Annotated in this window: 21 protein-coding genes; 12 read left to right on the forward strand and 9 right to left on the reverse strand. The window is 61.4% G+C overall.

Translation table 11 applies throughout. The annotated features are described in order from the left end of the window. Positions 1-8: 8 nt before the first annotated feature. From ACFIQF_RS09080 to ACFIQF_RS09105, 6 genes are all read left to right on the forward strand, one after another. A complete protein-coding gene (locus ACFIQF_RS09080) occupies positions 9-1,811 on the forward strand; it encodes an acyl-CoA dehydrogenase C-terminal domain-containing protein (RefSeq protein WP_393942102.1) in 1,803 nt (600 codons plus the stop codon). Positions 1,812-1,851: 40 nt separating this feature from the next. Further along, on the forward strand, positions 1,852-2,298 hold the full coding sequence (locus tag ACFIQF_RS09085) for a DUF2147 domain-containing protein (RefSeq protein ID WP_393942104.1): 447 nt from the start codon (positions 1,852-1,854) through the stop codon (positions 2,296-2,298). Positions 2,299-2,364: 66 nt separating this feature from the next. Beyond that, positions 2,365-4,773, forward strand: coding sequence for a 3-hydroxyacyl-CoA dehydrogenase/enoyl-CoA hydratase family protein (locus tag ACFIQF_RS09090; protein ID WP_393942105.1), 2,409 nt, complete (start codon positions 2,365-2,367; stop codon positions 4,771-4,773). A 17-nt stretch (positions 4,774-4,790) separates the two neighbouring features. Continuing rightward, a complete protein-coding gene (locus ACFIQF_RS09095; protein ID WP_393942106.1) occupies positions 4,791-5,987 on the forward strand; it encodes an acetyl-CoA C-acyltransferase in 1,197 nt (398 codons plus the stop codon). 172 nt (positions 5,988-6,159) lie between these two features. Continuing rightward, a complete protein-coding gene (locus tag ACFIQF_RS09100) occupies positions 6,160-7,002 on the forward strand; it encodes a thioesterase family protein (RefSeq protein ID WP_393942108.1) in 843 nt (280 codons plus the stop codon). A gap of 85 nt (positions 7,003-7,087) precedes the next feature. Beyond that, the gene (locus ACFIQF_RS09105) at positions 7,088-7,870 is read left to right on the forward strand and encodes an enoyl-CoA hydratase (protein WP_393942110.1); all 783 of its coding nucleotides are present in this window, start codon (positions 7,088-7,090) and stop codon (positions 7,868-7,870) included. A gap of 82 nt (positions 7,871-7,952) precedes the next feature. Here ACFIQF_RS09105 and ACFIQF_RS09110 read toward each other — a convergent pair whose 3' ends face one another. Genes ACFIQF_RS09110 through ACFIQF_RS09120 form a run of 3 tightly spaced genes read right to left on the reverse strand, consistent with a single transcriptional unit; the run spans position 7,953 to position 10,230 of the window. Beyond that, positions 7,953-8,762 carry a ChbG/HpnK family deacetylase gene (locus ACFIQF_RS09110; protein WP_393942111.1) on the reverse strand — a complete coding sequence of 270 codons (810 nt, stop codon included), beginning with the start codon at positions 8,760-8,762 and terminating at the stop codon, positions 7,953-7,955. Further along, on the reverse strand, positions 8,759-9,166 hold the full coding sequence (locus ACFIQF_RS09115; RefSeq protein ID WP_393942113.1) for a GtrA family protein: 408 nt from the start codon (positions 9,164-9,166) through the stop codon (positions 8,759-8,761). The genes ACFIQF_RS09110 and ACFIQF_RS09115 overlap by 4 nt, the downstream gene beginning before the upstream one ends. Continuing rightward, a complete protein-coding gene (locus ACFIQF_RS09120) occupies positions 9,166-10,230 on the reverse strand; it encodes a glycosyltransferase family 2 protein (protein WP_393942116.1) in 1,065 nt (354 codons plus the stop codon). Before ACFIQF_RS09120 ends, ACFIQF_RS09115 begins: the two co-directional genes overlap by 1 nt. A 126-nt stretch (positions 10,231-10,356) precedes the next feature. On the opposite strand from ACFIQF_RS09120, the gene ACFIQF_RS09125 reads away from it, so the two are divergent. Further along, positions 10,357-10,854, forward strand: a complete 498-nt coding sequence (locus ACFIQF_RS09125; protein WP_393942117.1) for a thioesterase family protein — start codon at positions 10,357-10,359, stop codon at positions 10,852-10,854. 175 nt (positions 10,855-11,029) lie between these two features. Continuing rightward, entirely contained in the window at positions 11,030-11,668 is a 639-nt protein-coding gene (locus ACFIQF_RS09130) for a bactofilin family protein (protein WP_393942119.1), read from the forward strand. 88 nt (positions 11,669-11,756) lie between these two features. Here the strand turns inward: ACFIQF_RS09130 and ACFIQF_RS09135 are convergent, their stop codons facing one another. Further along, on the reverse strand, positions 11,757-12,173 hold the full coding sequence (locus ACFIQF_RS09135; protein ID WP_393942121.1) for an acyl-CoA thioesterase: 417 nt from the start codon (positions 12,171-12,173) through the stop codon (positions 11,757-11,759). A gap of 41 nt (positions 12,174-12,214) precedes the next feature. Between ACFIQF_RS09135 and ACFIQF_RS09140 the strand changes: the two genes are divergently transcribed. Further along, on the forward strand, positions 12,215-14,032 hold the full coding sequence (locus tag ACFIQF_RS09140; protein ID WP_393942123.1) for an ABCB family ABC transporter ATP-binding protein/permease: 1,818 nt from the start codon (positions 12,215-12,217) through the stop codon (positions 14,030-14,032). A 57-nt stretch (positions 14,033-14,089) separates the two neighbouring features. Then, the gene (locus ACFIQF_RS09145; protein WP_393942125.1) at positions 14,090-15,598 is read left to right on the forward strand and encodes a PIN domain-containing protein; all 1,509 of its coding nucleotides are present in this window, start codon (positions 14,090-14,092) and stop codon (positions 15,596-15,598) included. A 38-nt stretch (positions 15,599-15,636) separates the two neighbouring features. On the opposite strand, the gene ACFIQF_RS09150 is transcribed toward ACFIQF_RS09145, so the two are convergent. The 3 genes from ACFIQF_RS09150 to exaC all read right to left on the reverse strand — a co-directional run bounded on the left by ACFIQF_RS09150 (position 15,637) and on the right by exaC (position 18,314). After that, entirely contained in the window at positions 15,637-16,074 is a 438-nt protein-coding gene (locus ACFIQF_RS09150) for a polyhydroxyalkanoate granule-associated phasin (RefSeq protein WP_393942126.1), read from the reverse strand. Positions 16,075-16,255: 181 nt separating this feature from the next. Further along, positions 16,256-16,642 (reverse strand): DUF779 domain-containing protein, encoded by a 387-nt coding sequence (locus tag ACFIQF_RS09155; protein WP_393942128.1) that lies wholly within the window; start codon positions 16,640-16,642, stop codon positions 16,256-16,258. Positions 16,643-16,793: 151 nt separating this feature from the next. Beyond that, entirely contained in the window at positions 16,794-18,314 is a 1,521-nt protein-coding gene (gene exaC / locus ACFIQF_RS09160) for an acetaldehyde dehydrogenase ExaC (protein WP_393942130.1), read from the reverse strand. Positions 18,315-18,630: 316 nt separating this feature from the next. On the opposite strand from exaC, the gene ACFIQF_RS09165 reads away from it, so the two are divergent. After that, on the forward strand, positions 18,631-20,613 hold the full coding sequence (locus ACFIQF_RS09165) for a sigma-54-dependent Fis family transcriptional regulator (RefSeq protein WP_393942131.1): 1,983 nt from the start codon (positions 18,631-18,633) through the stop codon (positions 20,611-20,613). Here the strand turns inward: ACFIQF_RS09165 and ACFIQF_RS09170 are convergent. After that, positions 20,601-21,191 carry a hypothetical protein gene (locus ACFIQF_RS09170; protein WP_393942132.1) on the reverse strand — a complete coding sequence of 197 codons (591 nt, stop codon included), beginning with the start codon at positions 21,189-21,191 and terminating at the stop codon, positions 20,601-20,603. The two genes, ACFIQF_RS09165 and ACFIQF_RS09170, sit on opposite strands and share 13 nt — an antisense overlap. Before the next feature lie 117 nt (positions 21,192-21,308). Here ACFIQF_RS09170 and ACFIQF_RS09175 point away from each other — a divergent pair, with 117 nt between their 5' ends. Next, positions 21,309-22,154: a creatininase family protein gene (locus tag ACFIQF_RS09175; RefSeq protein ID WP_393942133.1), complete on the forward strand. Its 846-nt coding sequence runs from the start codon at positions 21,309-21,311 to the stop codon at positions 22,152-22,154. Between the two features lie 91 nt (positions 22,155-22,245). Here the strand turns inward: ACFIQF_RS09175 and ACFIQF_RS09180 are convergent, their stop codons facing one another. Further along, complete coding sequence (locus tag ACFIQF_RS09180) at positions 22,246-23,235, reverse strand: glycosyltransferase family 2 protein (protein WP_393942135.1); 990 nt, start codon at positions 23,233-23,235, stop codon at positions 22,246-22,248. Between the last annotated feature and the right edge of the window lie 65 nt (positions 23,236-23,300).

Genomic DNA, 23,300 nt, shown 5'->3' on the forward strand with positions numbered 1-23,300 from the left:
GACGTTCCATGCCTCAGTACACTCCACCGCTGCGCGACATGCAGTTCCTCATGCAAGAAGTGCTGGGCTTGCCCGCCCGCTTTGCCCAGTTGCCGGCCTATGCCGAGGTCGATGCCGGCACCATGGAGGCCATTTTGGAAGAGGCGGGCAAGTTCGCGTCCGAAGTGATCCAGCCGCTCAACCTGTCGGGCGACAGCGAAGGCTGCACACGCAACGCGGCCGATTCAAGCGTCACCACGCCCAAAGGCTTCAAAGAGGCCTATGCCAAATACGTGGAAGGTGGCTGGGCGGCTTTGTCTTGCGACAGCGCTTATGGCGGCCAAGGCTTGCCCTTTGTGTTGAACCAGTGCCTGTATGAAATGCTCAACAGCGCCAACCAGGCCTGGGCCATGTACCCCGGCTTGTCGCATGGCGCTTACGAGGCCTTGCATGTGCACGGCTCGGAAGAGCAGAAAAAGCTCTATCTGCCCAAGCTCACCAGCGGCGAATGGACGGGCACCATGTGCCTGACCGAGCCGCACTGCGGCACCGATCTGGGCATGCTGCGCACCAAGGCTGAGCCAGTGGGCGACGGCACTTACAAAATCACCGGCAACAAGATTTTCATCAGCGCTGGCGAGCACGACATGACGGAAAACATCGTGCACCTGGTGTTGGCGCGCCTGCCCGATGCGCCCAAGGGCAGCAAAGGCATCAGCTTGTTTTTGGTGCCCAAGTTCCTGGTCAATGCCGATGGCTCGCTGGGTGCGCGAAACCCCATCAGCTGCTCGGGGCTGGAGCACAAAATGGGCATCCACGGCAATGCCACGGCGCAGAACGCGATCGATGGCGCGCTCGGCACCCTGGTGGGCCAGCCCAACAAGGGTTTGCAAGCCATGTTTGTGATGATGAACGCCGCTCGCCTGGGCGTGGCCAACCAGTCGCTGGGCCTGATGACGGTGGCATTCCAAAACGCACTGGCCTACGCCAAGGACCGCGTGCAGATGCGCAGCCTCTCGGGCACCAAGTTCAAGGAGCTGCCGGCCGACCCGATCATCGTCCACCCCGATGTGCGTCGCATGCTGCTCACCGCCAAGGCCTACAGCGAAGGCGGCCGCGCCATGATGGTGGCCACCAGCGCGCTGCTTGATGAAGAGCTGAACCACCCGGACGAAGCAGTGCGCAAAGCCAACGCAGCGCAGGTGGCGCTGCTCACGCCCATTCTCAAAGCTTTCCTCACCGACAAGGGTTTTGACGTGACGGTGCTGTGCCAGCAAGTGTTTGGCGGCCACGGCTACATCCACGAAACCGGCATGGAGCAGTTTGTGCGCGATGCGCGCATCAACATGATCTACGAAGGCACCAACGGCATCCAGGCGCTTGATCTGCTGGGTCGCAAGGTGCTGGGCGACCAGGGCGCCGCGCTCAAGGCTTTGGGCAAGCTGGTGCAAGGCCTGGTGGAGGAAGAGGGCGTGAACGAGCGCATGGCCGATTTCATCAACCCGCTGGCGCAACTGGCCGGGCAGATGACGGGCATCACCACCGAGCTGGGTCTGAAATCGCTGCAAAACCCCGATGAAGTGGGCGCCGCATCGGTCGATTACCTGTGCATCATGGGCCACCTGGTCATGGGCTACTGGTGGGCGCGCATGGCGCAAACCTCGCTGCGCGCACTGGCGGCGGAAGAGGTGGCCGACAAGACTTTCTACGAAGGCAAGCTGCAGACCGCACGTTTTTACTTCGCCCGACTGTTCCCCGAAGCGGGCCTGCGCGTGCGCACCATGCGCACCGGCAGCAAGCTGCTGATGAACACCGACGCTGCGCTGGCTTGACGCTGCACAGAGCCGTCCACCACAACACCAGGAGACAAGGATGCGAAATATTCTGAAACCGCTGCTGGCTCTGACGGCCTGTGCCGTGGCGCTGCCTGCGCTTGCGGCCGAGATGTCGCCCGTAGGCTTGTGGCGCACCACGGACGAGAAAACCGGCGAGGCCAAATCCGAGGTGCGCATTGTGGACAACGCCGGAGTCGTCAGCGGCAAGGTGGAAAAGCTCTTGCGCAAAGGCGCTGATCCCAAGGCCGTTTGCAGCCAATGCAGCGACGACCGCAAGGACCAGCCGCTGGTGGGGCTGGAAATCATCCGCGGCGCGAAAAAAGCCGAAGGCAAAACCGTGTGGGAAGACGGCAAAATTCTCGACCCGGAAAGCGGCAGCACCTACAGCCTGAAGTTGACGCCGGTAGACGCCGGCAACAAGCTGGAAGTGCGTGGCTCGATCGGCCCCTTCGGCCGCACGCAGACCTGGACGCGTGTGGAATAAATTGGAATAAACAAGCCGCTGGCGCGCATCTGCTGCGCGCCATCCGCTTTCAAAAATGGAGTAACCATGTCCCGATTTGTGGTGAAAAAGGTGGCCGTGCTGGGCGCCGGTGTGATGGGGGCGCAGATTGCGGCCCACCTCGTGAACGTGCGCGTGCCGGTGGTGCTGTTCGACCTGCCAGCAAAAGAAGGTCCGAAGAGCACTATCGCGCTCAAGGCCATTGCCAATTTGAAAAAGCTCAAGCCTTCGCCGCTGGGCGTGGCGGCCGAGGCAGATCTGATCCAACCCGCCAACTACGAAGAGCATCTGGACCTGCTCAAAGACTGTGACCTGGTGATCGAAGCGATTGCCGAGCGCATGGATTGGAAGCGCGATCTGTACCACAAGATCGCGCCTTTTGTGGCGCCTCACGCCATCCTGGCGTCCAACACTTCGGGCCTGTCGATCACGGCTTTGTCCGAGGCTTTGCCCGAGCAACTGCGCCACCGCTTCTGCGGCATCCACTTCTTCAACCCGCCGCGCTACATGCAGTTGGTGGAGTTGATCCCGACCGCCGCCACCGAGCCGCAGGTGCTGGACCAGCTGGAAACCTTTGCCACCACCAACCTGGGCAAGGGCGTGATCCGCGCCAAAGACACGCCCAATTTTGTGGCCAACCGCGTGGGTGTGGCTGGCATGTTGTCGACGATTGCCGAGGCCACGCGCTTTGGCTTGACGTATGACGTGGTGGACGACCTGACCGGCAAAAAACTGGGCCGCGCCAGCTCTGGCACTTTCCGCACCGCCGATGTGGTGGGGCTCGACACCTTGGGCCATGTGATTGCCACCATGCAGTCGCAACTCAGCGCGCAGACAGATTCGTTCTACGACAGCTACGCCACGCCGCCAGTCCTGACCAAGCTGATTGCCGATGGCGCTCTGGGCCAGAAAACCAAGGCCGGCTTTTACCGCAAAACCAAGCTGGGCATTGAGCGCTTTGACCCTGAGCACCAGGCCTATGTGCCTTCGGGTGAAAAAGGCAACGACGTCTATACCCGCATGCTGAAAAAGCCGGCGGGCGAGCGCTTGCAGTTGCTGCGCAACGCCGAGGGCGAGCAAGGCCAGTTTCTCTGGGCCATTTTGCGCAACAGCTTTCACTACGCCGCCGTGCACCTGAAAGACATTGCCGATAACGCCCGCGACGTGGACTTGGCCATGCGCTGGGGCTTTGGCATGCAACAAGGCCCGTTCGAGCTGTGGCAAGAAGCCGGCTGGCTGCAAGTGGCGCGCATGGTGCAAGAAGATATCGATGCCGGCAAAGCACTGAGCAAAGAGCCTTTGCCCAAGTGGGTGTTTGAAGGCCCGGTGGCCGATGCTGGTGGCGTGCACACGCCGCAAGGCTCTTGGAGCGCGGCCGAGAACCGCTTTGTGCCGCGCCGTGATCTGCCCGTGTATGCGCGCCAGCTTTTCCCCGAGCGCGTGCTGGGCGAGGCCAATGCGCCTGCGCAAGACTGGAAAACCGCCGGTCGAACCATCACGGAAAGCAAGGCTTCGCGTGTCTGGACCTTGGACGAGCAAGTGCTGGTCTTCAGCATCAAAACCAAGATGCACGCTATCAGCCCCGATGTGATGGAAGACCTGCAAGCCGCGCTGGCGCTGGCGGAAAAAGACTTTGACGCCATGGTGGTCTGGTCGGGCGATGCACCTTTCAGCGTGGGCGCCGATCTGCAAGCCATGATGCCGGCGTTTGCGCTGCAAGGCCCGATGGCCATCGACCAGATCGAGCAGGTCATGCAGCAGCTTTTCTTGAGCGTGCGCTACGCGCAAGTTCCAGTGGTTGGTGCTGTGCACGGCATGGCGCTTGGCGGCGGTTGCGAGCTGCTTTTGCATTGCGCGCGCCGTGTGGCACATATGGAAAGCTATATTGGCCTGGTCGAAATGGGCGTGGGCCTGGTGCCCGGCGCTGGCGGCCTCACCAACGTGGCTTACCAAGCGGCGCGCCATGCGCAGTATTCCACCGGCAATGATCTGTTGCCGTTCCTCGCCAATGGCTTCACGGCGGCTGCCAAGGCGACCGTCGGCACCAGTGCGCTGGAATCGCAAGCGCTGGGTTATCTGCAGGCCGACGATGTGATCGTGCCGCACCGCGACGAGCTGCTGTTTGTGGCGCTCGCGCAAGCCAAGGCCATGGCGCAATCGGGCTGGCGCCCACCACAGCGCAAACCTTTCCCGGTGGCGGGCCGCAGCGGCGCTGCCACCTTGCGCAGCACCTTGGTCAATATGCGCGAAGGCGGTTTCATCACCGAACACGACATGCTGATCGCCAGCCACATGGCCAACGTGGTGTGCGGTGGCGATGTGGATGCCGGCACCCTGGTGAACGAAGAGTATTTAATGGCGCTGGAGCGCAAAGCCTTTACCGATCTGATCGTCAAAGAAAAGACGCAGGAGCGGATTCTGGGCATGCTGAATACCGGCAAGCCGGTGCGCAACTAAAGGCGAAGGAGCATGAAATGAAACAAGTACAAGACGCCTATATCGTTGCCGCCACGCGCACGCCGATTGGCAAGTCGCACAAGGGCTATCTGCGCAATATGCGCCCGGACGATCTGCTTGCCACCACGATGAAAGCCGTGCTGGCGCAGGCGCCGGGGCTGGATCCGCAGGCGATTGAAGATGTGGTCTGCGGCTGCGCCATTCCTGAAGCGCAGCAGGGCCTGAACGTGGCGCGCATTGCGGCGGTGTTGGCTGGCTTGCCGGTAGGAGTGGGGGGCGTAACGGTCAACCGCTTTTGCGCGTCGGGCCTGACGGCGCTGCAGATGGCGGCAGACCGCATCCGCGTGGGCGAGGCCGATGTGATGATTGCCGCCGGCGTTGAGAGCATGAGCATGGTGCCGATGATGGGCAACACGCCGTCACTGTCGCCTTCCATCTTTGAGCGCGAAGGTGATGTAGGCATTGCATACGGCATGGGCTTGACGGCCGAGAAAGTGGCGCAGCGTTGGAAAGTGAGCCGCGATGCGCAAGACGCATTTGCCTTGCAATCGCACCAGCGTGCATTGGCTGCGCAACAGGCTGGCGACTTCAGCGCCGAGATCACGCCGATCACGGTGACGGACCGCGGCTTTGACATGGCCAAGGGCGAGGCGGTGAGCCAGTCGCGCACGTTCGAGCTGGACGAAGGCCCGCGCCCCGATACCTCGATTGAAGGCCTGGGCAAGCTCCGCACTGTGTTTGCCGCACGCGGCTCGGTCACCGCTGGCAACAGCTCGCAGACCAGCGATGGCGCAGGCGCTTTGCTGGTGGTGAGCGAGGCAGCGCTCAAGCGCTTCAACCTCACGCCGCTGGCGCGTTTTGTCAGCTATGCCAGCAAAGGCGTGCCGCCCGAGATCATGGGCATTGGCCCGATTGAGGCGATTCCGGTGGCGCTGCGCCACGCGGGTCTGAGCCTGCAAGACATGGACTGGATCGAGCTGAACGAGGCCTTTGCAGCGCAGTCGCTGGCCGTCATCGAGCAGCTGGGCATGGACCCAGCCAAGGTCAACCCGATGGGCGGTGCCATCGCCTTGGGCCACCCGCTTGGCGCTACCGGCGCTATCCGTGCTGCCACGGTGGTGCATGCCTTGCAGCGCAAAAAGCTGAAGTACGGCATGGTGACCATGTGCGTGGGCATGGGCCAGGGCGCGGCGGGCATTCTGGAGCGCGTGTAAGCCTTTCCAGTTGGGCGCTTGTCTCGCAATGGCTTGCCTTGCGCCTGGCCGGGTGGTAGAAACAGCCGGGCTGTCGGTGGCAGAAAATGCAACTGGCAGCCCGTATCCAGTGCTTGCAGAGCGGGCATTGGGGTAAAAACCACCTCTGTCACCACTTGCGAAAACTGTCCCAATGAGCAACCCATCTACCGCCGCCACAGCACATGCTTTTGACCGCGCCATGGCTATGGCGCCAGCCGGAAAAAACCAGTACGCAGCCAGCGCCAGCAAGGACTACTGGAACATGGTCGGCCCTTACGGCGGCATTACTGCGGCCCAAATGGCGCAAGCGGTGCTGCAACACCCGGATCTGTTGGGCGAGCTGGTGGCGATCACGGTGAACTATGCGGGCGCAGTGGGCGAGAACCCGTATGTGATCGAGGCGATCCCCGCGCGCACCAACCGCAGCACGCAGCACTGGATCATCACCATGCGCGAGCAAGATGCAGATGGCCAGTGGCACACCACCACCACCGCCACGGCCATGACGGCGCTGGCTCGCAGTACTTGGTCGGACGACGAATACGCCATGCCTCAGGTGCCGCCTTCGCACCAGGTCGAGCGTTACACCACCGATTTCCGCGTGGAGTGGCTCAACCGTTACAGCATTCGTCCGCTGGCCGGCAACTACCCGACCGAGTGGGACGAGGCCATCCGCCCCAGCCTGACACGCATGTGGGTGAGCGATGAGCCGCCGCGCCCGCTGGATGTGCCCGCGTTGACCTCGCTGTGCGATGTGTTCTTCCCGCGCATCTGGCTGCGCCGCGCCAAGCGGGTGCCGATTGGCACGGTCTCGTTCACGGTGTACTTCCACGCCAGTGCCGAAACCTTGCAAAAAGTGGGCGACCAGCCCGTGCTGGCGCAAGCCCAGGGCCAAGGTTTTCGCGATGGCTTTTTCGACCAGAGCGCGCAGATCTGGTCGCCCGATGGCAGCCTGCTCGCCACCAGCCACCAATTGGTGTACTACAAGGAATAGGCGCGGAATGCGTTAGCATCGGCGCCAACGCGGCCTGGCAGCCTGAGCCTGCCTTTGTGGCCGCTGCAACTTCAACGAGAAAACCATGACCATCCAATCGAGCTGCGAAGACATTCTGGTGCTGACCGAAAACGGTATCTGCAGCATCACCTTCAACCGCGTTGCCAAAAAGAACTCCATCACTGGCGCCATGTACCTGGCGATGGCCAGCATCCTGCAGCAGGCCGCCAGCAGCGCTGACGTGCGCGTGGTGCTGTTCCAGGGCGACGCCACGGTGTTCACCGCTGGCAACGATCTGGGCGATTTTCTGAACGGCCCCAAGCCGGACGAGAACGCGCCGCCTTTCCAGTTTTTGCAAGCGCTGGCTGCCTGCCCCAAACCCATCGTGGCCGCAGTCTGTGGCCCGGCGGTGGGCATTGGTACCACCATGCTGCTGCACTGCGACTTGGTGTACGCGGGCGACAACGCCATGTTCTCGCTGCCTTTCGTCAACCTGGGTTTCTGCCCGGAAGGCGCATCCAGCCTGCTGTTGCCGCAGCTGATGGGCCACCAGCGCGCTTGCGAAGCGCTGCTGCTGGGCGACCCTTTCATGGCCGAGGCTGCGTTGGAAATTGGTTTGGTCAACCGCGTGGTGCCGCCTACCGAATGCAATGGAATTGCCCAAACCCAGGCGGCCAAGCTCGCGGCCAAGCCGCTGGCGTCGCTCATCATCAGCAAAAAGCTGCTCAAGAGCGGCCAGCAAGCCAGCGTACAGGCGCGCATTGCCGAAGAAGGCAAGCTGTTTGCCGACCTGCTGCAACAACCCGCGGCCAAAGAAGCGATGAGCGCCTTCCTCGAAAAGCGCAAGCCTGATTTCAGCGGCATGTAAAGGCTGAGCGCGGCAAGCGTTGCCGATACAGCAATCCAAGCTGCTGGTGTTGATAGGAACACCAGCAGCTTTTTGTTTTTGCTTAACGAACCTGGGCCGGTTGCGCAATGCGGCAGCGCTGCGCAGCCAGCAAATCGCCAAATGCGGCCGAGCGCAGATAGGCAAATTCCACCGGTCTTTGCTGGCCGATGGCGTCGCCTGCAACGGGTGTATCGGCTGGGTGGCACATCAATAGCGTTCCTTCTTCGCAGGCGCTCAGCCACTGCTGCATTAGCGCGCCATAGGCAGCGGCGCTGGGTGCATCAAAACCATAGACGCCAGCCATGCGCTGGTTCATGGGCCAGTGCATGCTGCGCAATTGGTGCGTGAGCGTGTAGCCGCCCAGCAAAGCGATGATCGCCGCCTTCGGCTGCCAGCCCAGCTTGCCGGCAGAGATGGTGGAACGGATCCAGGGGCGGGCGCTGCCGTAGCGCTGTTCCAGCTCTGCCAGCATGGCCGCCCGCACGCTGGGCAACTGGTGCACGTGCTGGTGGCCGTCGACATAATCGGGCGGTGTGCCAAGCGCATCTTCAAACGCATCCAGTTGCTGGCACCATGCATCGCGCATGTGGGCCAGGGAGAAGCGCCCGGTATACGCTTTGGCGATGATGATGCTGAGCTCGGTATTGGGCTTTACGCCATGGCCTTCGGTCAGATTGAAGTGCAGGCCCACGGCCAACTTGCTGCGCAGTGCGGGCAGGGCGCGCGCTGCTTCTGGCCAGCGTGGCGCAGTCGTCATGCAACTGGTGGCCGACAAGCGGCCCGCTTCTGCCAGTTGCTGCACGGCAGCGTCGACCGCAGGGTGCAGACCATAGTCGTCTGCGCAGAGGGTGATGCTACGCTCGCCGTTCATGCTGCCCCCTTGGCAAATGCCCAAAATTTGGCCGCCACAAAAGTGACAACGGCAACTATCACCAGCACTGCAAACAGGCTGGGCAGATAGGGCCAATGCAGCCAGTGCAAGGCGGCGTAGTAGAGCGCCTCGTTCAGCAGGAACGAACTGCAGGCCACCAGAAAAAAGCGTGGCAATGCTTGTTGGTGGGACGAGTGCTGCGCAGAAAAAGTCAGCATGGCGTGGCCACTGTAGCTGACGCAAAACGCCAGCAGAAAACCGACGACATTTGCCGCCAGCGGTGCCCAGGCCAGGGTTTGCACCAGCAGCGCCACCACGAGCAAATGCGTGGCGGCCGCGGCTGCGCCAACGCAGACAAATTGCAAGCTTTGGGGCAGGCGGCGCAAGGTGCTGATCAGAGGCATCAGGTTTTGGGGGAATCAGAGTTGCTGGGAGCGGGCGCCGGTGTTTCTGCAGCGGCCGTAGCGGGCCTGGTGTCGGACAAGGCGTGGGTAGCCACGTGCTGGTCCACCACGTACAAAGGCCGGCGCTTGACTTCTTCGTAGATGCGCCCGATGTATTCGCCCAACATGCCGATCGACATCAGCTGTACGCCCGAGAACAGCATCAGGCCGGCAGCCAAGGTGGGCCAGCCATCGGTCGGGTTGTCAAAAATCAGTGTTTCGATGGTGATGTAGATGCCATACAGAATGGCTGCGAGCGAAATGCAGAAGCCCGCCAGGCTCCAAACCCGCAGCGGGATCGTGGTGAACGAAGTCAGCCCTTCAAAAGCCAGCGATGCCAGGCGGTGCAGGTTGAAGCTCGATTGGCCACTGCGCCGTGCGTCGGGCACAAAGGGCAGCGCCACGCTCTTGAAGCCGGCCCAGGCGTACAGACCTTTCATGAAGCGGTTGCGCTCGGGCAGCTGGCGCAACACGTCCACCACCTTGCGGTCCATCAGGCGGAAATCGCCGGCATTCTTGGGGATCTGGAAGCGGCTGTTGCGGTTCATCAAATAGTAGAAAAGCCGGGTACCCCAGCGCTTGCTGGCGCGCTCATCGCTGCGGTCGGTGATAACGCCATACACCACGTCGTAGCCGCTGTGCCACAGCTGCACCATCTCGGTCACCAAGGGCAGCGGGTGCTGGAAATCGGCATCAATCAGCAATACCGCATTGCCGCGTGCGTAATCGAGCCCGGCGCTCAAGGCGGCCTCTTTGCCAAAGTTGCGCGACAGTTGCACATATTGCAGCGGCAGTTGCTGGGCTAGGCGCAAGGCGGTTTCGTGCGTTTCGTCCTGGCTGCCGTCGTTGATCAGCACGATCTCGCACTCTGCGGCCAGACCGCTGACCACTTGGTGCAGCGCGGGCAAAAAGGCTTCCAGATTGGCTGCCTCGTTATAGGCAGGCACCACGCAGCTCAGTCGCAGCGGCGGGCGCTGGCTGTTGGTGGTGGTAGTGGCCGGCTGGGGAGATGGGCTATCAGACATGGCGATGGCAAGGGTTGGCAGGCAGTCTAGCGCAAGCGCTGGCTTGCGCGCGGTGATGGTGATTGCCGTTGTGCAAGCTTGTATGCATACTGCCTGAAAACACGCTTAAACCTTTTTTGGAGACCTATGACTGCCAGCTTGCCTGCTACTGCTTTTGTGTCCATGCAAGGCCTGGACGATGCCTACATCGCCGGCCTGCGTGAAATTTTTGAAGAGCGCATTGTCTTCAACCAGTTGTTGGGGCTGAAGCTGGTGGGGGTGCAAGATGATGCGCTGCTTGCCTCATTGGAGATGCGGAACGAGCTGATTGGCCACTTTGGTCTCAAGCGTATTCACGGTGGTGTGATCAGTGCCAGCCTTGATGCGCTGGGCGGCATTGCCGTCATGGCAGCCTCGGGCACCAAGCACCAGGACGAGCCAGTACTGCAGCGCCTGATGCGCTTTGGCAAGTTGGGAACGATTGACTTGCGCGTGGATTATTTGCGCCCCGGCACGCAAGGCCCGTTTGCTTTGCAGGCACGGGTGCTGCGCCTGGGTTCGCGCGTAGCTACCACGCGCTCGGAGTTTTGTGACAGCAGCGGCCAGGTGCTGGCTACGGCCACGGCGGCTTACATCGTGTCTTGAGGCTTGGCCGTGCTGCTGTCTAGGGTTTGTTGGGAATTGTGAAATTTGTCCAAGCTATGAAAATATTGATAGCAAACCGTGCAGCCTTGGTGCGCAGTTACGACTGGTGTCAAATTTGCTTCACACGGTAGCTATAAATTGAATAGCATTTGCTGGTTTTTCACAAGGAGATCCGATGGCTGTACAAAACCCTTTCTTCGGCGGTCGCCGTGACAACGACAATTCCGCATCCAAGTTCATGGGCGGCTCGTCATCGAGCTCCTCCGGCAGCACCTTGCCGAGCACGGCGGCCGGCTCGGCCAGTTCGGTGCTGGGCGGCAACCTGGCCAGCAAATCCGAGGACCACAGTGCCTCGGCTGCACCCGTTACCCCTTCCACTACCTATACCAGCACCGTGACCACAGACACCAATGCCAGCGCCGGCAGCAAACTCACCGTTGGCCCGAACATCAAGCTCAAGGGCGTTGAAATCACCGATTGCGACACCTTGGTGGTCGAGGGCACGGTCGAAGCCACCATGAACTCGCGCGTGATCCAGATCACCGCCGAAGGTGCCTTCCGCGGCTCGGCCGAGATCGATATCGCCGAGATCCATGGCGAGTTCGAAGGCAATCTGACGGTGCGCGACAAGCTGGTCATCTTTGGCAGCGGCCGCGTGCACGGCAAGATTCGCTATGGCAAGGTCATCATCGAAGAGGGCGGCCAGCTCACCGGCGAGATCGAGTGCTCGAACAGCACGCGCAAAAGCGGCCTTGGCGCGGTGGTCAGCAATGCTGCCGCCAAAGTGGAAAAAGCCGTGGAAAGCCTGGTTTGAACCGGCGCCCGACAAGGGTGGATCACCAAGCAAAAGCGCTGCCGAGGCAGCGCTTTTTGTTGGGTCATTGGCCCGGCTTTATCCAGGCTTATTGGGCCGGCAGCGGTGGCACCTTGCGCGGGTGGCCTTCTTCGTCGATGGCCACATAGGTCAGCGTGGCGTCGGTCACCTTGATGAACTGGCCTTGCATGGACAGGCGCTCGGCCACCACTTCCACTTCCACCGTCATCGAGGTGGTGCCCACGCGGGCCAGCTTGGCGTAGAACGACAGAATGTCGCCCACGCGCACGGGCTGCTTGAAGATGAATTCATTCACTGCCACCGTCACCGTGCGGCCACGCGAATGGCGCAGCGGCAGCACCGAGCCGGCCAGATCTACCTGCGACATGACCCAACCGCCAAAAATATCGCCATTGGCATTGCAGTCGGCAGGCATGGGGATGACGCGCAGCACCAGTTCCTTGTCGGTCGGGAGCTGGTCAGATGCGGTGCGGACGGTATTCATGGGCACAATCGAGGGAGATAACAATTCGACAATTGTCCCCCATGCGCCGTGACCAGGAAGCCCCTCCCCCAACAAGCCCTGCTCAAACCAAGGGTAAACCCGAATCCAACGATGGCCAGACCCTGAGGCGGCTGCTGCCGTATCTGTGGGCCTACAAATGGCGCGTGCTGGCAGCGCTGGTGCTGATGGTGGGTGCCAAAGTGGCCAACGTAGGCGTGCCCGTGCTGCTCAAGCATGTGGTGGATGCGCTCGATATCAAACCCGGCAGCGCGCAGGCCTTGCTGGTGGTGCCGGTGGGTTTGTTGCTGGCATACGGTGGCTTGCGTTTGCTGACCTCGGTGTTTGGCGAGCTGCGCGAATTGGTGTTTGCCAAAGCCACACAGGGCGCGGCGCGCTCGATTGCGCTGCAGACTTTCGAGCACCTGCATGGCATGAGCCTGCGCTTTCACCTGGAGCGCCAAACCGGTGGCATGACGCGAGATATTGAGCGTGGCGTCAAAGGCGTCGAATCCCTCATCTCTTACTCGCTCTACAGCATCATCCCCACCTTGATCGAGCTGGTGCTGGTGCTCGGCATTTTGGCCATTCAGTTCGACATCTGGTTTGCGCTCATCACCATCATTGCGCTCACGGTCTACATCACGTTCACGGTGACCGTCACGCAATGGCGCACGCAGTATCGGCGCGAGGCGAATTTGATCGACTCATCAGCGCATAGCAAGGCCATCGATTCGCTGCTCAACTACGAAACCGTCAAGTACTTCAACAACGAGCAGTTCGAAGCGCAGCGCTACGACCAGGATCTGGAAAAACTGCGCCGCGCCCGCCTCAAGAGCCAAAGCAGCCTGAGCCTGCTCAACAGCGGGCAGCAGCTCATCATTGCGGTCGCTCTGGTGGCCATGTTGTGGCGCGCCACGCAAGGCGTGGTCGACGGCAAGTTGAGCCTGGGTGATCTGGTCATGATCAATGCCTTCATGATCCAGCTCTACATACCACTCAACTTTCTGGGCACCTTGTACCGCGAAATCAAGCAAAGCCTGACCGATCTGGACCGCATGTTTAACCTGATGGACAAAGAGCGCGAAGTGGCCGACGCTCCCGGCGCCATGCCCTTGCAGCTGGCGGGAGAGCCCGATGTGCGCTTTGACGATGTGTACTTTGCCTACCACCCTGAACGCCCGATTCTGCAGGGCCTGAGCTTTGTGGTGCCAGCGGGTAAAACCGTGGCCGTGGTGGGCCCTTCGGGCGCGGGCAAATCAACCTTGGCGCGTCTGCTCTTCCGCTTTTACGATGTGCAGGCAGGCGCCATCCGCATCGCCGGGCAAGATATTCGCCAGATCACCCAAAGCAGCCTGCGCCGCGCGATCGGCATCGTGCCGCAAGACACTGTGCTGTTCAACGACACGGTGGAGTACAACATCGCCTACGGCCGCCCGGGTGCAACGCACGAAGAGGTGGTGCAGGCGGCGCAAGCGGCGCGTATCCACAGCATGATTGCCGCCACGCCCGATGGTTACGCCACCCGTGTAGGCGAGCGCGGCCTGAAGCTCTCTGGCGGTGAAAAACAGCGCGTGGCCATTGCACGCACGCTGTTGAAAAACCCGCCGATCCTGATTTTTGACGAGGCCACCTCAGCGCTGGATTCGGCCAACGAGCGCGCTATCCAGCAAGAGCTGCAGCATGCCGCCCAGGGCAAAACCACTTTGGTGATTGCGCACCGCTTGTCCACTGTGGTGGACGCACACGAAATTCTGGTGATGGACGCCGGCCGCATCATCGAGCGCGGCACACATGCGCAGCTGCTGGCGCTTGGCGGGCGCTATGCCGGCATGTGGGCTTTGCAGCAGAACGAAAACTGAGCGAAAACTGGCGCTGGCTGAGCGCGAACTGCCAGCTTGAAACAAGAAAGAAATGCCATGGACATAAAAGCCTTGCAGCGGCGGCTGCGCGACTTTGCTACAGCCCGAGACTGGCAGCCCTACCACGCGCCTAAAAACCTGGCGATGGCCTTGATGGTGGAAGCCGCGGAGCTGATGGAGCACTTTCAGTGGAGCACATTGCCTGAGTCGCGCGGTCTGACGCGAGACCCGACCAAGAAGGAGGCGATTGCTGATGAAATAGCCGATGTGCTGCTGTATTTGCTGCAATTGGCCGACCACACGGATGTGAACATCGAAGAGGCGGTAGAGGCCAAGCTGCGTAAAAATGCCATCAAGCATCCCTCCAAGCGCCCTGAATTGCCTGCTCCGTCAGTGGCTGCCGCATCGCCTGAGCGGCCCCGTGTGCATTTGCTGGTGGATTGGGAGAATGTTCAGCCCGATGGCAAGGCGCTTTTGGCCCTGGTTCCCCATGCCACCGACGTCTGGTTGCTGCATGGGCCTTCACAGGAAGTGGAAACCAGCAGCCATGTGCAATGCTTTGGTGGGGAGCAGGTCACTCTGGTTCCGCGTGCTGGCACTGGTAAGAATGCGCTGGATTTTCAGCTTTGTTTTTATACCGGCTATCTATCGTCCAGCAAGAAGGGCGACGAGTTCGTGGTGATTGCCAACGACAAAGGCTACGACGCCATGGTGGAACATGCGCGCCTGTTGAAGTTTTCTGTCAGCCGTGTCGGATACCAAAAAAAGGCGGTCGCTCAATTGCCTTCTGTTGCGCCGGTTGATCGGCCCAGCGCTGCACAAATTGCGTGGCGGCTCATAGTGCACCGCCGAAAGAGTAAGGCGCGTAACCAGGCTTGGGAGCAAAAAGACATGCATGCCAAGGCGCTGGACTGGATTCCAGAAGGCGCCCTTGGCAGAGAGGCGCTTGCAGCACAGGCTTGTGGACTTGCGCAGAGGCGGCTTGGTCAGCTTGGCCTGGACCGCGTGGCTTGCCCAGCATTGGCTACTGCTGCTGAAATAGCGGCTGAGAGGGCTTCGCCTGTGGTGCCGAAAAAGACGGCGAAAAAGAGGAGTATGGGCGAGGCCTCGTTAGCAGCGAACAACGGGACAGCGGCTCCAAAGATGGCTCCTGCCGCTTGCTCTGTGTATGCCAAGCGGGTTGTCGCCAGCCTTCAAAAGATGCAGGCCAATTTGCCGAGTACCCAGGGCGCTCTGTTGAAGACAATTCAGGCGCATATTGGCAAGCAAGCCGAAGCTCCGGAACTTGCTCAGCAGGTTCTGGTGGAACTGATCAGGCGACAGGATTTGCAATGCCTGCCTGATGGTAAAAGTGTGCGCTTTCCTCGGCTGGTGGCGGAGAGCAAGCAAGTGGTTCAGCCATCGGCGGCGAAGAAAAAAACGGCGTCCAAGAAAGCAGTGGCCCATCCAGTAGCACGGCCTCGGCCTGCAACAGGGAAAAAGGCATTGGCAGAGGCAGTGCCTACAAAAACAACTGCCAAGTCGCCTGCTAAAACTATCAAAAAAAGAGCTGCTGGCGCTCCGTAAAGGGGCGCCAGCAGCTCTTTTGATTCAAATACTTGGTCTTAACGCTTGCTGCGCGACAAGCGCTTGGCATTGCTTACCGCCTTGGCGTGCACGGGGCTGATGCCGGCGTTGAGCACATCCGTCACTGCGTGCACTTGCTCTTTTACCATGCGCTTGGTGGCTTTGCTGACGCCAAAAGGCGCGAAAGGGTTGCTGGCCGTGGGCGTAAGCAATTGTGGGACCGAGGCCATGCTGGCAGCGGCTTGCCAGTACGAGGTGTAGGCCTGGCTCCACATGCCGACCCAGGATTCGTAGAAGGCGACGACTTTTTCGTTGCCCATGCGCATGAATTCCTGCTGGTCGCGGGCCGAGGGGTTGGGGCCGGCCGTCATCATGCGGGTGACGCGCTGGGCCACCACTTGGGGCGCGGCCAGCGACAGCTCCAGGCTTTTGGTGGCCAGGTTCTGCACAGAGGCGTGGGTGCGGCGTGTCGTCATGGTTTCCTCATCGTTTCTTGAACAACCAGTACAAATTGTAGGGAGAAACGGTGAATGCTGCATTGCAACAAAGTGTGCGGAGTGCTTTGCAGGGTATTTCTATCTTTTTGATAAACAACAGAAAAGAGTGCTTGTTGCGCCTGCTTTGGCGGGTGCGGCTGTGGCCAAAAAGCCTGCTGTGTCAGGGATTGTTTGCAATTGCTTGCTCTTGCGCCAGGGCTTGCAGCTCTTCATCACTGAAAACGCGCGAGCGCGTATGGAAGGCCTTGCCCTCCGGCCCTTCGAGCGAGAAGGTGCCGCCGCCGTGGGTATCGATCACGTCGATGATGAGCTGGGTATGGCGCCAGTACTCGTACTGCGCTTTGCCAATGTAGAACGGGCAGCCGCCGATATCGCCGAGATAGACGTCGCCCTGGCCGATGGTCAGCTCGCCGAGCAAGTAGCAGTTGGCTGCGCTGTTGTCGCAGCAACCGCCCGACTGGTGGAACATCAGCCCAGGGCCGTATTTGCTTTTGAGCAGCTCGATCAGCTCCAGCGCTGCGGGGGTGGCAATGACTTTGTCGACCATGGCATGCTCCTGCTCTCAAAGGAAAAGCGGCTGAGCGTCAGCCGCTGGTGGCGCATCAAGCTGGTGATGCGCCGGTGTGTCAGGCCTGGCATCAGGCAACTGCATGGTAGCGTGCAGCTGCCTTATTGCCCAGGCCTGCCGGGCGCTGCGATCAGAAGAAGCCCAGCTTGTTCTCCGAGTAGCTCACCAGCAGGTTCTTGGTTTGCTGGTAGTGGTCGAGCATCATCTTGTGGTTCTCACGGCCGATGCCCGATTCCTTGTAGCCGCCAAAGGCCGCGTGGGCTGGGTAGTGGTGGTAGCAGTTGGTCCACACGCGGCCTGCCTTGATGGCGCGGCCCATGCGGTAGGCGACGTTGCCGTTGCGGCTCCACACGCCGGCGCCCAGGCCGTAGAGCGTGTCGTTGGCCAGCTCCAGCGCTTCTTCCTCGGTTTTGAAGGTGGTCACAGCCAGGACCGGGCCGAAGATTTCTTCCTGGAAGATTCGCATTTTGTTGTGGCCCTTGAACACGGTGGGCTGCACGTAGTAGCCGCCATCCAGATCTCCGCCGAGCTTGGCTTGCGCGCCGCCAATCAGCACTTCGGCGCCTTCTTGCTTGCCCAGATCGAGGTAGCTGGTGATCTTGACCAACTGCTCCTTGCTGGCCTGCGCGCCCATCATCGAGTCGGTGTCCAGCGGGTTGCCGTGCTTGATGGCGGCAATGCGCTTGAGCACTTTTTCCATGAACTTTTCGTAGATCGATTCATGGATCAGTGCGCGGCTCGGGCAGGTGCAGACCTCGCCCTGGTTGAAGGCGAACAGCACCAGGCCTTCGATGGCCTTGTCCAGGTAGGCGTCGTCCTTGTCCATCACATCGGCAAAGAAGATGTTGGGCGACTTGCCGCCCAGCTCCAGCGTGGCGGGAATCAGGTTGTTGGCCGCAGCCTGGGCGATGACGCGGCCGGTGCTGGTAGAGCCGGTGAAGGCGATCTTCTGGATGCGCTTGCTGCTGGCCAGCGGCATGCCGGCTTCGCGGCCAAAACCGTTGACGACGTTGAGCACGCCCGCCGGCAGCAGGTCTTCGATCAGTTCCACCAGGATCAGCAGGCTGATGGGTGTGGATTCGGCGGGTTTGAGCACCACGGCGTTGCCGGCAGCGATGGCGGGCGCCAGCTTCCAGGCGGCCATCAGAATGGGGAAGTTCCAGGGAATGATCTGGCCGACCACGCCAAGCGGCTCATGGTAGTGGTAGGCCACGGTGGTGTGGTCGATTTCGCTGATACCGCCTTCTTGCGTGCGCAGTGCGCTGGCAAAGTAGCGGAAGTGGTCGGCCGACAACGGAATATCGGCGTTCAGCGTTTCGCGGATGGCTTTGCCGTTGTCCACGGTTTCCGCGTAGGCCAGCAGCTCGGTGTTGGCGTCGATGCGGTCGGCAATCTGCAGCAGCACATTGGCGCGCTCGGTAGCCGATTTTTTGCCCCAGGCATCGGCCGCGGCGTGGGCGGCATCCAGCGCCAGTTCAATGTCTTCGGCGGTAGAGCGGGCGGCTTGCGTGTAGACCTTGCCGTTGATGGGCGAGATCACGTCAAAGTACTGGCCCTTGACCGGGGCGGTCCACTTGCCGCCAATGTAGTTGTTGTATTGCTTCTTGTAGCTGATCTTGGCGCCGGATTGGCCGGGGAAAGCGTATTGCATGGCTGTGTCTCCTGTCGATGGAATGGTGAATGTGGCCTGATTCGCGCTTGCTCTTGCTGGCAAAGTGCGGCGAGTCACAGTTCACCTATCAAGATGCGTGCCAGCAAATTTTCAGGCTTAACTGCTTGATTTGTATGACAGGTGCTCTGGCCTGCGGACGACGGTGGAACAAGTGCTGACACTGTCACTGTTCCAATCTGGAACACTTGGACAGCTATGTGGACATGGCCTCTTGGCAGGCCGTTGGCTTTTTCTATACTGGTACCCACATGTTCGGACCAGAGCCTGCGCAGACGGGCCCAACCAGGAGACAGGCATGGACCCTCAGATCACCTCGCAGGTGCTGCGCCAGGCGCGTGTGCATTTGCTGGCGCATGGCGAGTGCCCGCCGGGCGCCGTACAAGAGCGCATTGCCAGCTCATGGCAACGTAGCCTGCGGGCGGGCGTGCAACCGGTGGGCCGGGCGCAGGCGCAAGACCCGCTCACCAGCAGCGAGATGCGGCAGGTGCTCTCGCGCAGCGAAGACCTGCTGGCCATTGCCCGGCCGGTGATGGACTATGTGTTCGAGCAGATCCAGGACAGCCACAGCATGGTCGTTCTGGCCAACCCGCAATCGACCCTGCTTCACACGCTGGGCGATGCGCCGTTTTTGAGCAAGGCTGAGCGCGTAGCTTTGCGCAGCGGGGCGATCTGGACCGAAGAGGCGCGTGGCACCAACGCCATTGGCACAGCTTTGGTAGAGGCCAAGCCGCTGCGCGTGGAAGGTGCGGAACACTTTTTGGAGGCCAATGGCTTTTTGACTTGCGCGGCATCGCCCATCTTCAGTGCGCAAGGTCAGTTGCTGGGCGTGCTCGATATCTCTGGCGACCAACGCCAATCACAGCCGCACACCTTGGGGCTGGCGACCACGGCAGCGCGCATGATCGAAAATCGCTGGATGCTCTCGCGCCACCAGCGCGACTGGCGTCTGCACTTTCACACGCAAGCCGAAGGTGTGGGCACAGCGGCCGAAGGTATTCTGGCGCTGGCGCCCGATGGCACGCTGCTGGGCGGCAACCGAGCCGCGATGCAGGCGCTGAAAATCGCAGCGGCTGATTGGGGCAGCTTGCAGTGGCAAGACATCAGTCCCATGCCGCTGAACCAGTGGCTGGCGCAGGGGCGCTTTCCTGGAGACGCGGTGCAGGCGCTGCCCTTGCACAGCGGCCGGGCCGTGTTTGCGCGCTTGGTGCTCACCGACAAAGAGCTGCAGGCGCGCAGCCTGAGAGCGCCATCCACAGCGGTCCATCCGGCTTCAGTACCAAGCGTGGGACGTGTGGATGCTTTGGCGCAATTGGATACGGGTGACGAGCGCTGGCGCACTGCCGCCGAGCGTGCACGGCGCGTGCTGGACAAAGGCATTGCCTTGCTGGTGCAGGGCGAATCGGGCGTCGGCAAAGAGCTGTTTGCCCGCGCCTTGCACGAGAGCAGCGAGCGCCGCGCACGGGCCTTTGTGGCCATCAACTGTGCGGCGATTCCCGAGCACCTGATCGAGGCCGAACTGTTTGGCTATGAATCGGGCGCTTTCACCGGCGCGCGGCGCGAAGGCCAGATCGGCCGCCTGCGCGAAGCCCAAGGCGGCACGCTGCTGCTGGACGAGATTGGTGACATGCCGTTGGCGTTGCAAACCCGCTTGCTGCGCGTGCTGCAAGAGCGCTCAATCACGCCGTTGGGCGGCGGTAAGGCGCAGCCGCTGGATTTCCAGCTTATCTGCGCCACCCACCACAACCTGCGCGAGGCGGTAGCGCAAGGGCGTTTCCGCTCTGATCTGTTCTACCGCATTAACGGGCTGGCCGTGCAACTGCCGGCGCTGCGCGAACGCAGCGACCGTGAGGCGATTACCCACAAGCTGCTGGCGCAGTTCAACCCAGGCGCGGCGGTGCGCCTGCACACCGATTTGGCCGTGGCCATGGCGCATTACCCCTGGCCGGGCAATTTGCGCGAATACGCCAATGCGCTTCAAACCGCATCGGCTCTGTTGCAAGCGGGCGAAGACACGATCGGCTGGGCGCACCTGTCCGACGATTTGGCGCAAGAGTTGCTGCGCTACCGCGAAGGCGCGCCTCAAGCAGTGACGTATGCCGAGCCTGAGGCAGCGGCCAGCTTGCCTGCTACCAATTTGAAGAGCCTCTCGCACACCGCCATTGCGCAAAGCTTGCAGCAATGCCGCGGCAATGTCTCGCAAGCGGCCAAGCAATTGGGCATCAGCCGCCAAACCTTGTACCGGCGTTTGAAAGAGGCGCAGGCCACTCAGTCGCTGTAAACATGCGTGGGCCGCAGCCTGTCGCCCAGATGGGGCGCCAGCCAGCGGGCATACGCCTCGATGGTGGCCAGAGGCAGGCCCTTGCCCAGCTCCAGCCGCTGCGGCTTGCCACGGGCATTGAGCACATCAACCAGCAGCATATTGCTGGAGCCGGAGTGGACCGGCAACACAGACTGAATGGCGCTGAAAGGCCTGCTGCAGGTTTGCGGCGAAAACCAGGCGCGACGCTCCACGGTCTCCAGCATCTGTGTATCGCTGTCAAAGCAAAAGGCCTCGACATCGCGGAAAAGCAGCATCCATGGCAACAGCGTGGAAGACAAGCCCACCGACAGCAGTGCGCCACCCAGCCACAGTTCCGGATCCAGCCAGCCCGCGGCAATTGCCAACCAGTCTTCTCCTCGCAGCAATACCGCCACTGACACCAAGGCAAACGCAATCAAGCCGCAGGCGAGCAGGCATGCGGCAAAGTAGAGCGACAAGCCGCCAACGAGCCGGAGAGCATCGATGGCTCGCAGTGCGGGATCGGTAGAGCGCCACTGCAGGCGGGTGTTGGGTGCGTTTGTCGGTTCACGCTGCATTCGCGCAGCATAGCGGATGCGCGTTGCCTCTTGCAGGGCGACAAGCGGTAAGATCGTCTACCCATTTCCTGTTTGCAAGCATCGGGCGCGCCAAGCGCGGATGCGAGGTTTTGACACATGCCTGATTCTTCTTCTGCCGCGCTGCACTGGTCATCCCGCCACTGGTCCCACATCAGCACGCGCGAGTTTGCTGAGGCGCAGGCCAGTGGCTTGGCCGCGCGGACGGTGGCTGTCTTGCCTGTCGGTGCAGTCGAGCAGCACGGCCCGCATTTGCCCGTGTCAGTGGATGCCACTTTGCTGCAAGGCATTGTCGATGCCGCCTTGCCGCAATTGCCCGCTGATGTGCCAGTACTGTTGCTTCCCGCGCAAAACGTCGGCCTGAGCACCGAGCACCTGAACTTTCCCGGCACCCTGAGCTTGCCGCCCAAGCTCATCATCGATCTGTGGACCGCCATGGGCAACGCTGTGGCGCGTGCCGGCATTCAAAAACTGCTGATGTTCAACACCCACGGCGGGCAGGTGGCGGTGATGGACATCGTCGCGCGCGAGCTGCGCATCGCACACGGCATGCTGGTGTACAGCAGCAGCTGGGGCAACCTGCCGCTGCCGAGCGAGGTGACCGGGCTGTTCAGCGCCCAAGAGCATCGCTTCGGCATCCATGGCGGCGAAGTCGAAACCTCGATGATGCTGCACCTGGCGCCCGAGCTGGTGCAGATGGATCTGGCCGGCTGCTTCCACTCCACATCGCAAGACCGCGCCCAGCATTTCGCCATTCTGGGCAACGGCAAAAGTGCCAAGATGGGCTGGGCCATTGAAGACTACAACCCTTGCGGAGCGGTGGGCAACGCAGCAGGCGCCACCGCAGCGAAAGGCCAAGCGGTGGTGTCGGCGGCAGGGTTGCAGCTGGCGCGGTTGTTGCAGGAAATCAGTGCACTGGAATGGCGGCCTGCGCGCCCGGCGTAGTGCTCTTGCTTTGGCGCGCGGTACAAGACGGGCTGCTTAAAGGCGATTTACGCAGCCAGTTCAGGACGCGTCAACCGCAGTCAGCCCCAGGTCAAACCACATCGTCCAGGTGGCGCTGCGAGCTGGTGGGCTCGGATGCCACGTCAAAGGCGATAAAGGCCAGGCAGAGCTGCACGCCCAGCATGATGGGCAAGGCGCTGATCATCACCGTGCCTGCGCTGGTGACTGCGCCTGCGCTGATCGAGCGCATCCAATGGTGGCCGCCGAACCAGGCACCCCAGCCGATCAAGGCCAGCCCCAGCGGCAACTCCAGCGATGCGACGGACATGCCGCGCAAGTAGTAGTTGTAGAAGATACGCTTGCAGAAATTGCGGAAGTGGCCGTAGAAGAACTCGCCCAGAATCCGTGAGATTTTGAGGTTGCTGAACTCGGTCTCGTATTTGGCGTCCATCGGAATATCGAGGACGACGGCCCGAACCGTGTTCAGCCGAAACAGCATGTCGGTTTCAAAAAAGTAGCTGCGGCTGATGCGGTGCAAAGGCAGCTTCGCTGCAGTACTGGCTGCAATGGCGGTGTAGCCGTTGGTGGGGTCAAAACTGCTCCAGTAGCCACTGGAGAACTTGGCCATGAACGACAGCACGGCGTTGCCAAAGATGCGCATCTTGGGCATGCGTGCGATTTTTTCCAGGTCGTAGAAGCGGTTGCCCTTGGTGTAGTCGGCGCGGCCGCTGATGATCGGCGCCACAAAGCGCGGCAGCAGGCTCGGGTCCATCTGGCCGTCGCCGTCGATCTTGACGATGATGTCAAAGCCGTCGTCAATGGCAGCGCGGTAGCCCGCCATGACGGCGCCGCCTACGCCCAGGTTGACCTCATTGAACAGCACGCTCACCCGTGGGTCGCGGTTGTGCTCTTGCACAAAACGGCCACTATGGTCGGGGCAGCAATCGTCCACCACATAGATGCGATCGACCTCGGGGCCGATGTTCTGGATGACGGCTAGGATGTGGCGCGTGACCTTGTAGCTGGGGATGACCACCGCGATGGTGCAAGCTTGGGCGGCAGCTGGGATCGATAGGCTCATGGTGGCGAGCGGGGCTCCGAACCGGGGCGGAGACCCTGCAGATGGCGTGTGCGGGCTGGTTTGCG

This window comes from Comamonas trifloxystrobinivorans, assembly GCF_043359985.1.
In the GTDB taxonomy this organism is placed as follows: domain Bacteria; phylum Pseudomonadota; class Gammaproteobacteria; order Burkholderiales; family Burkholderiaceae_C; genus Comamonas; species Comamonas trifloxystrobinivorans.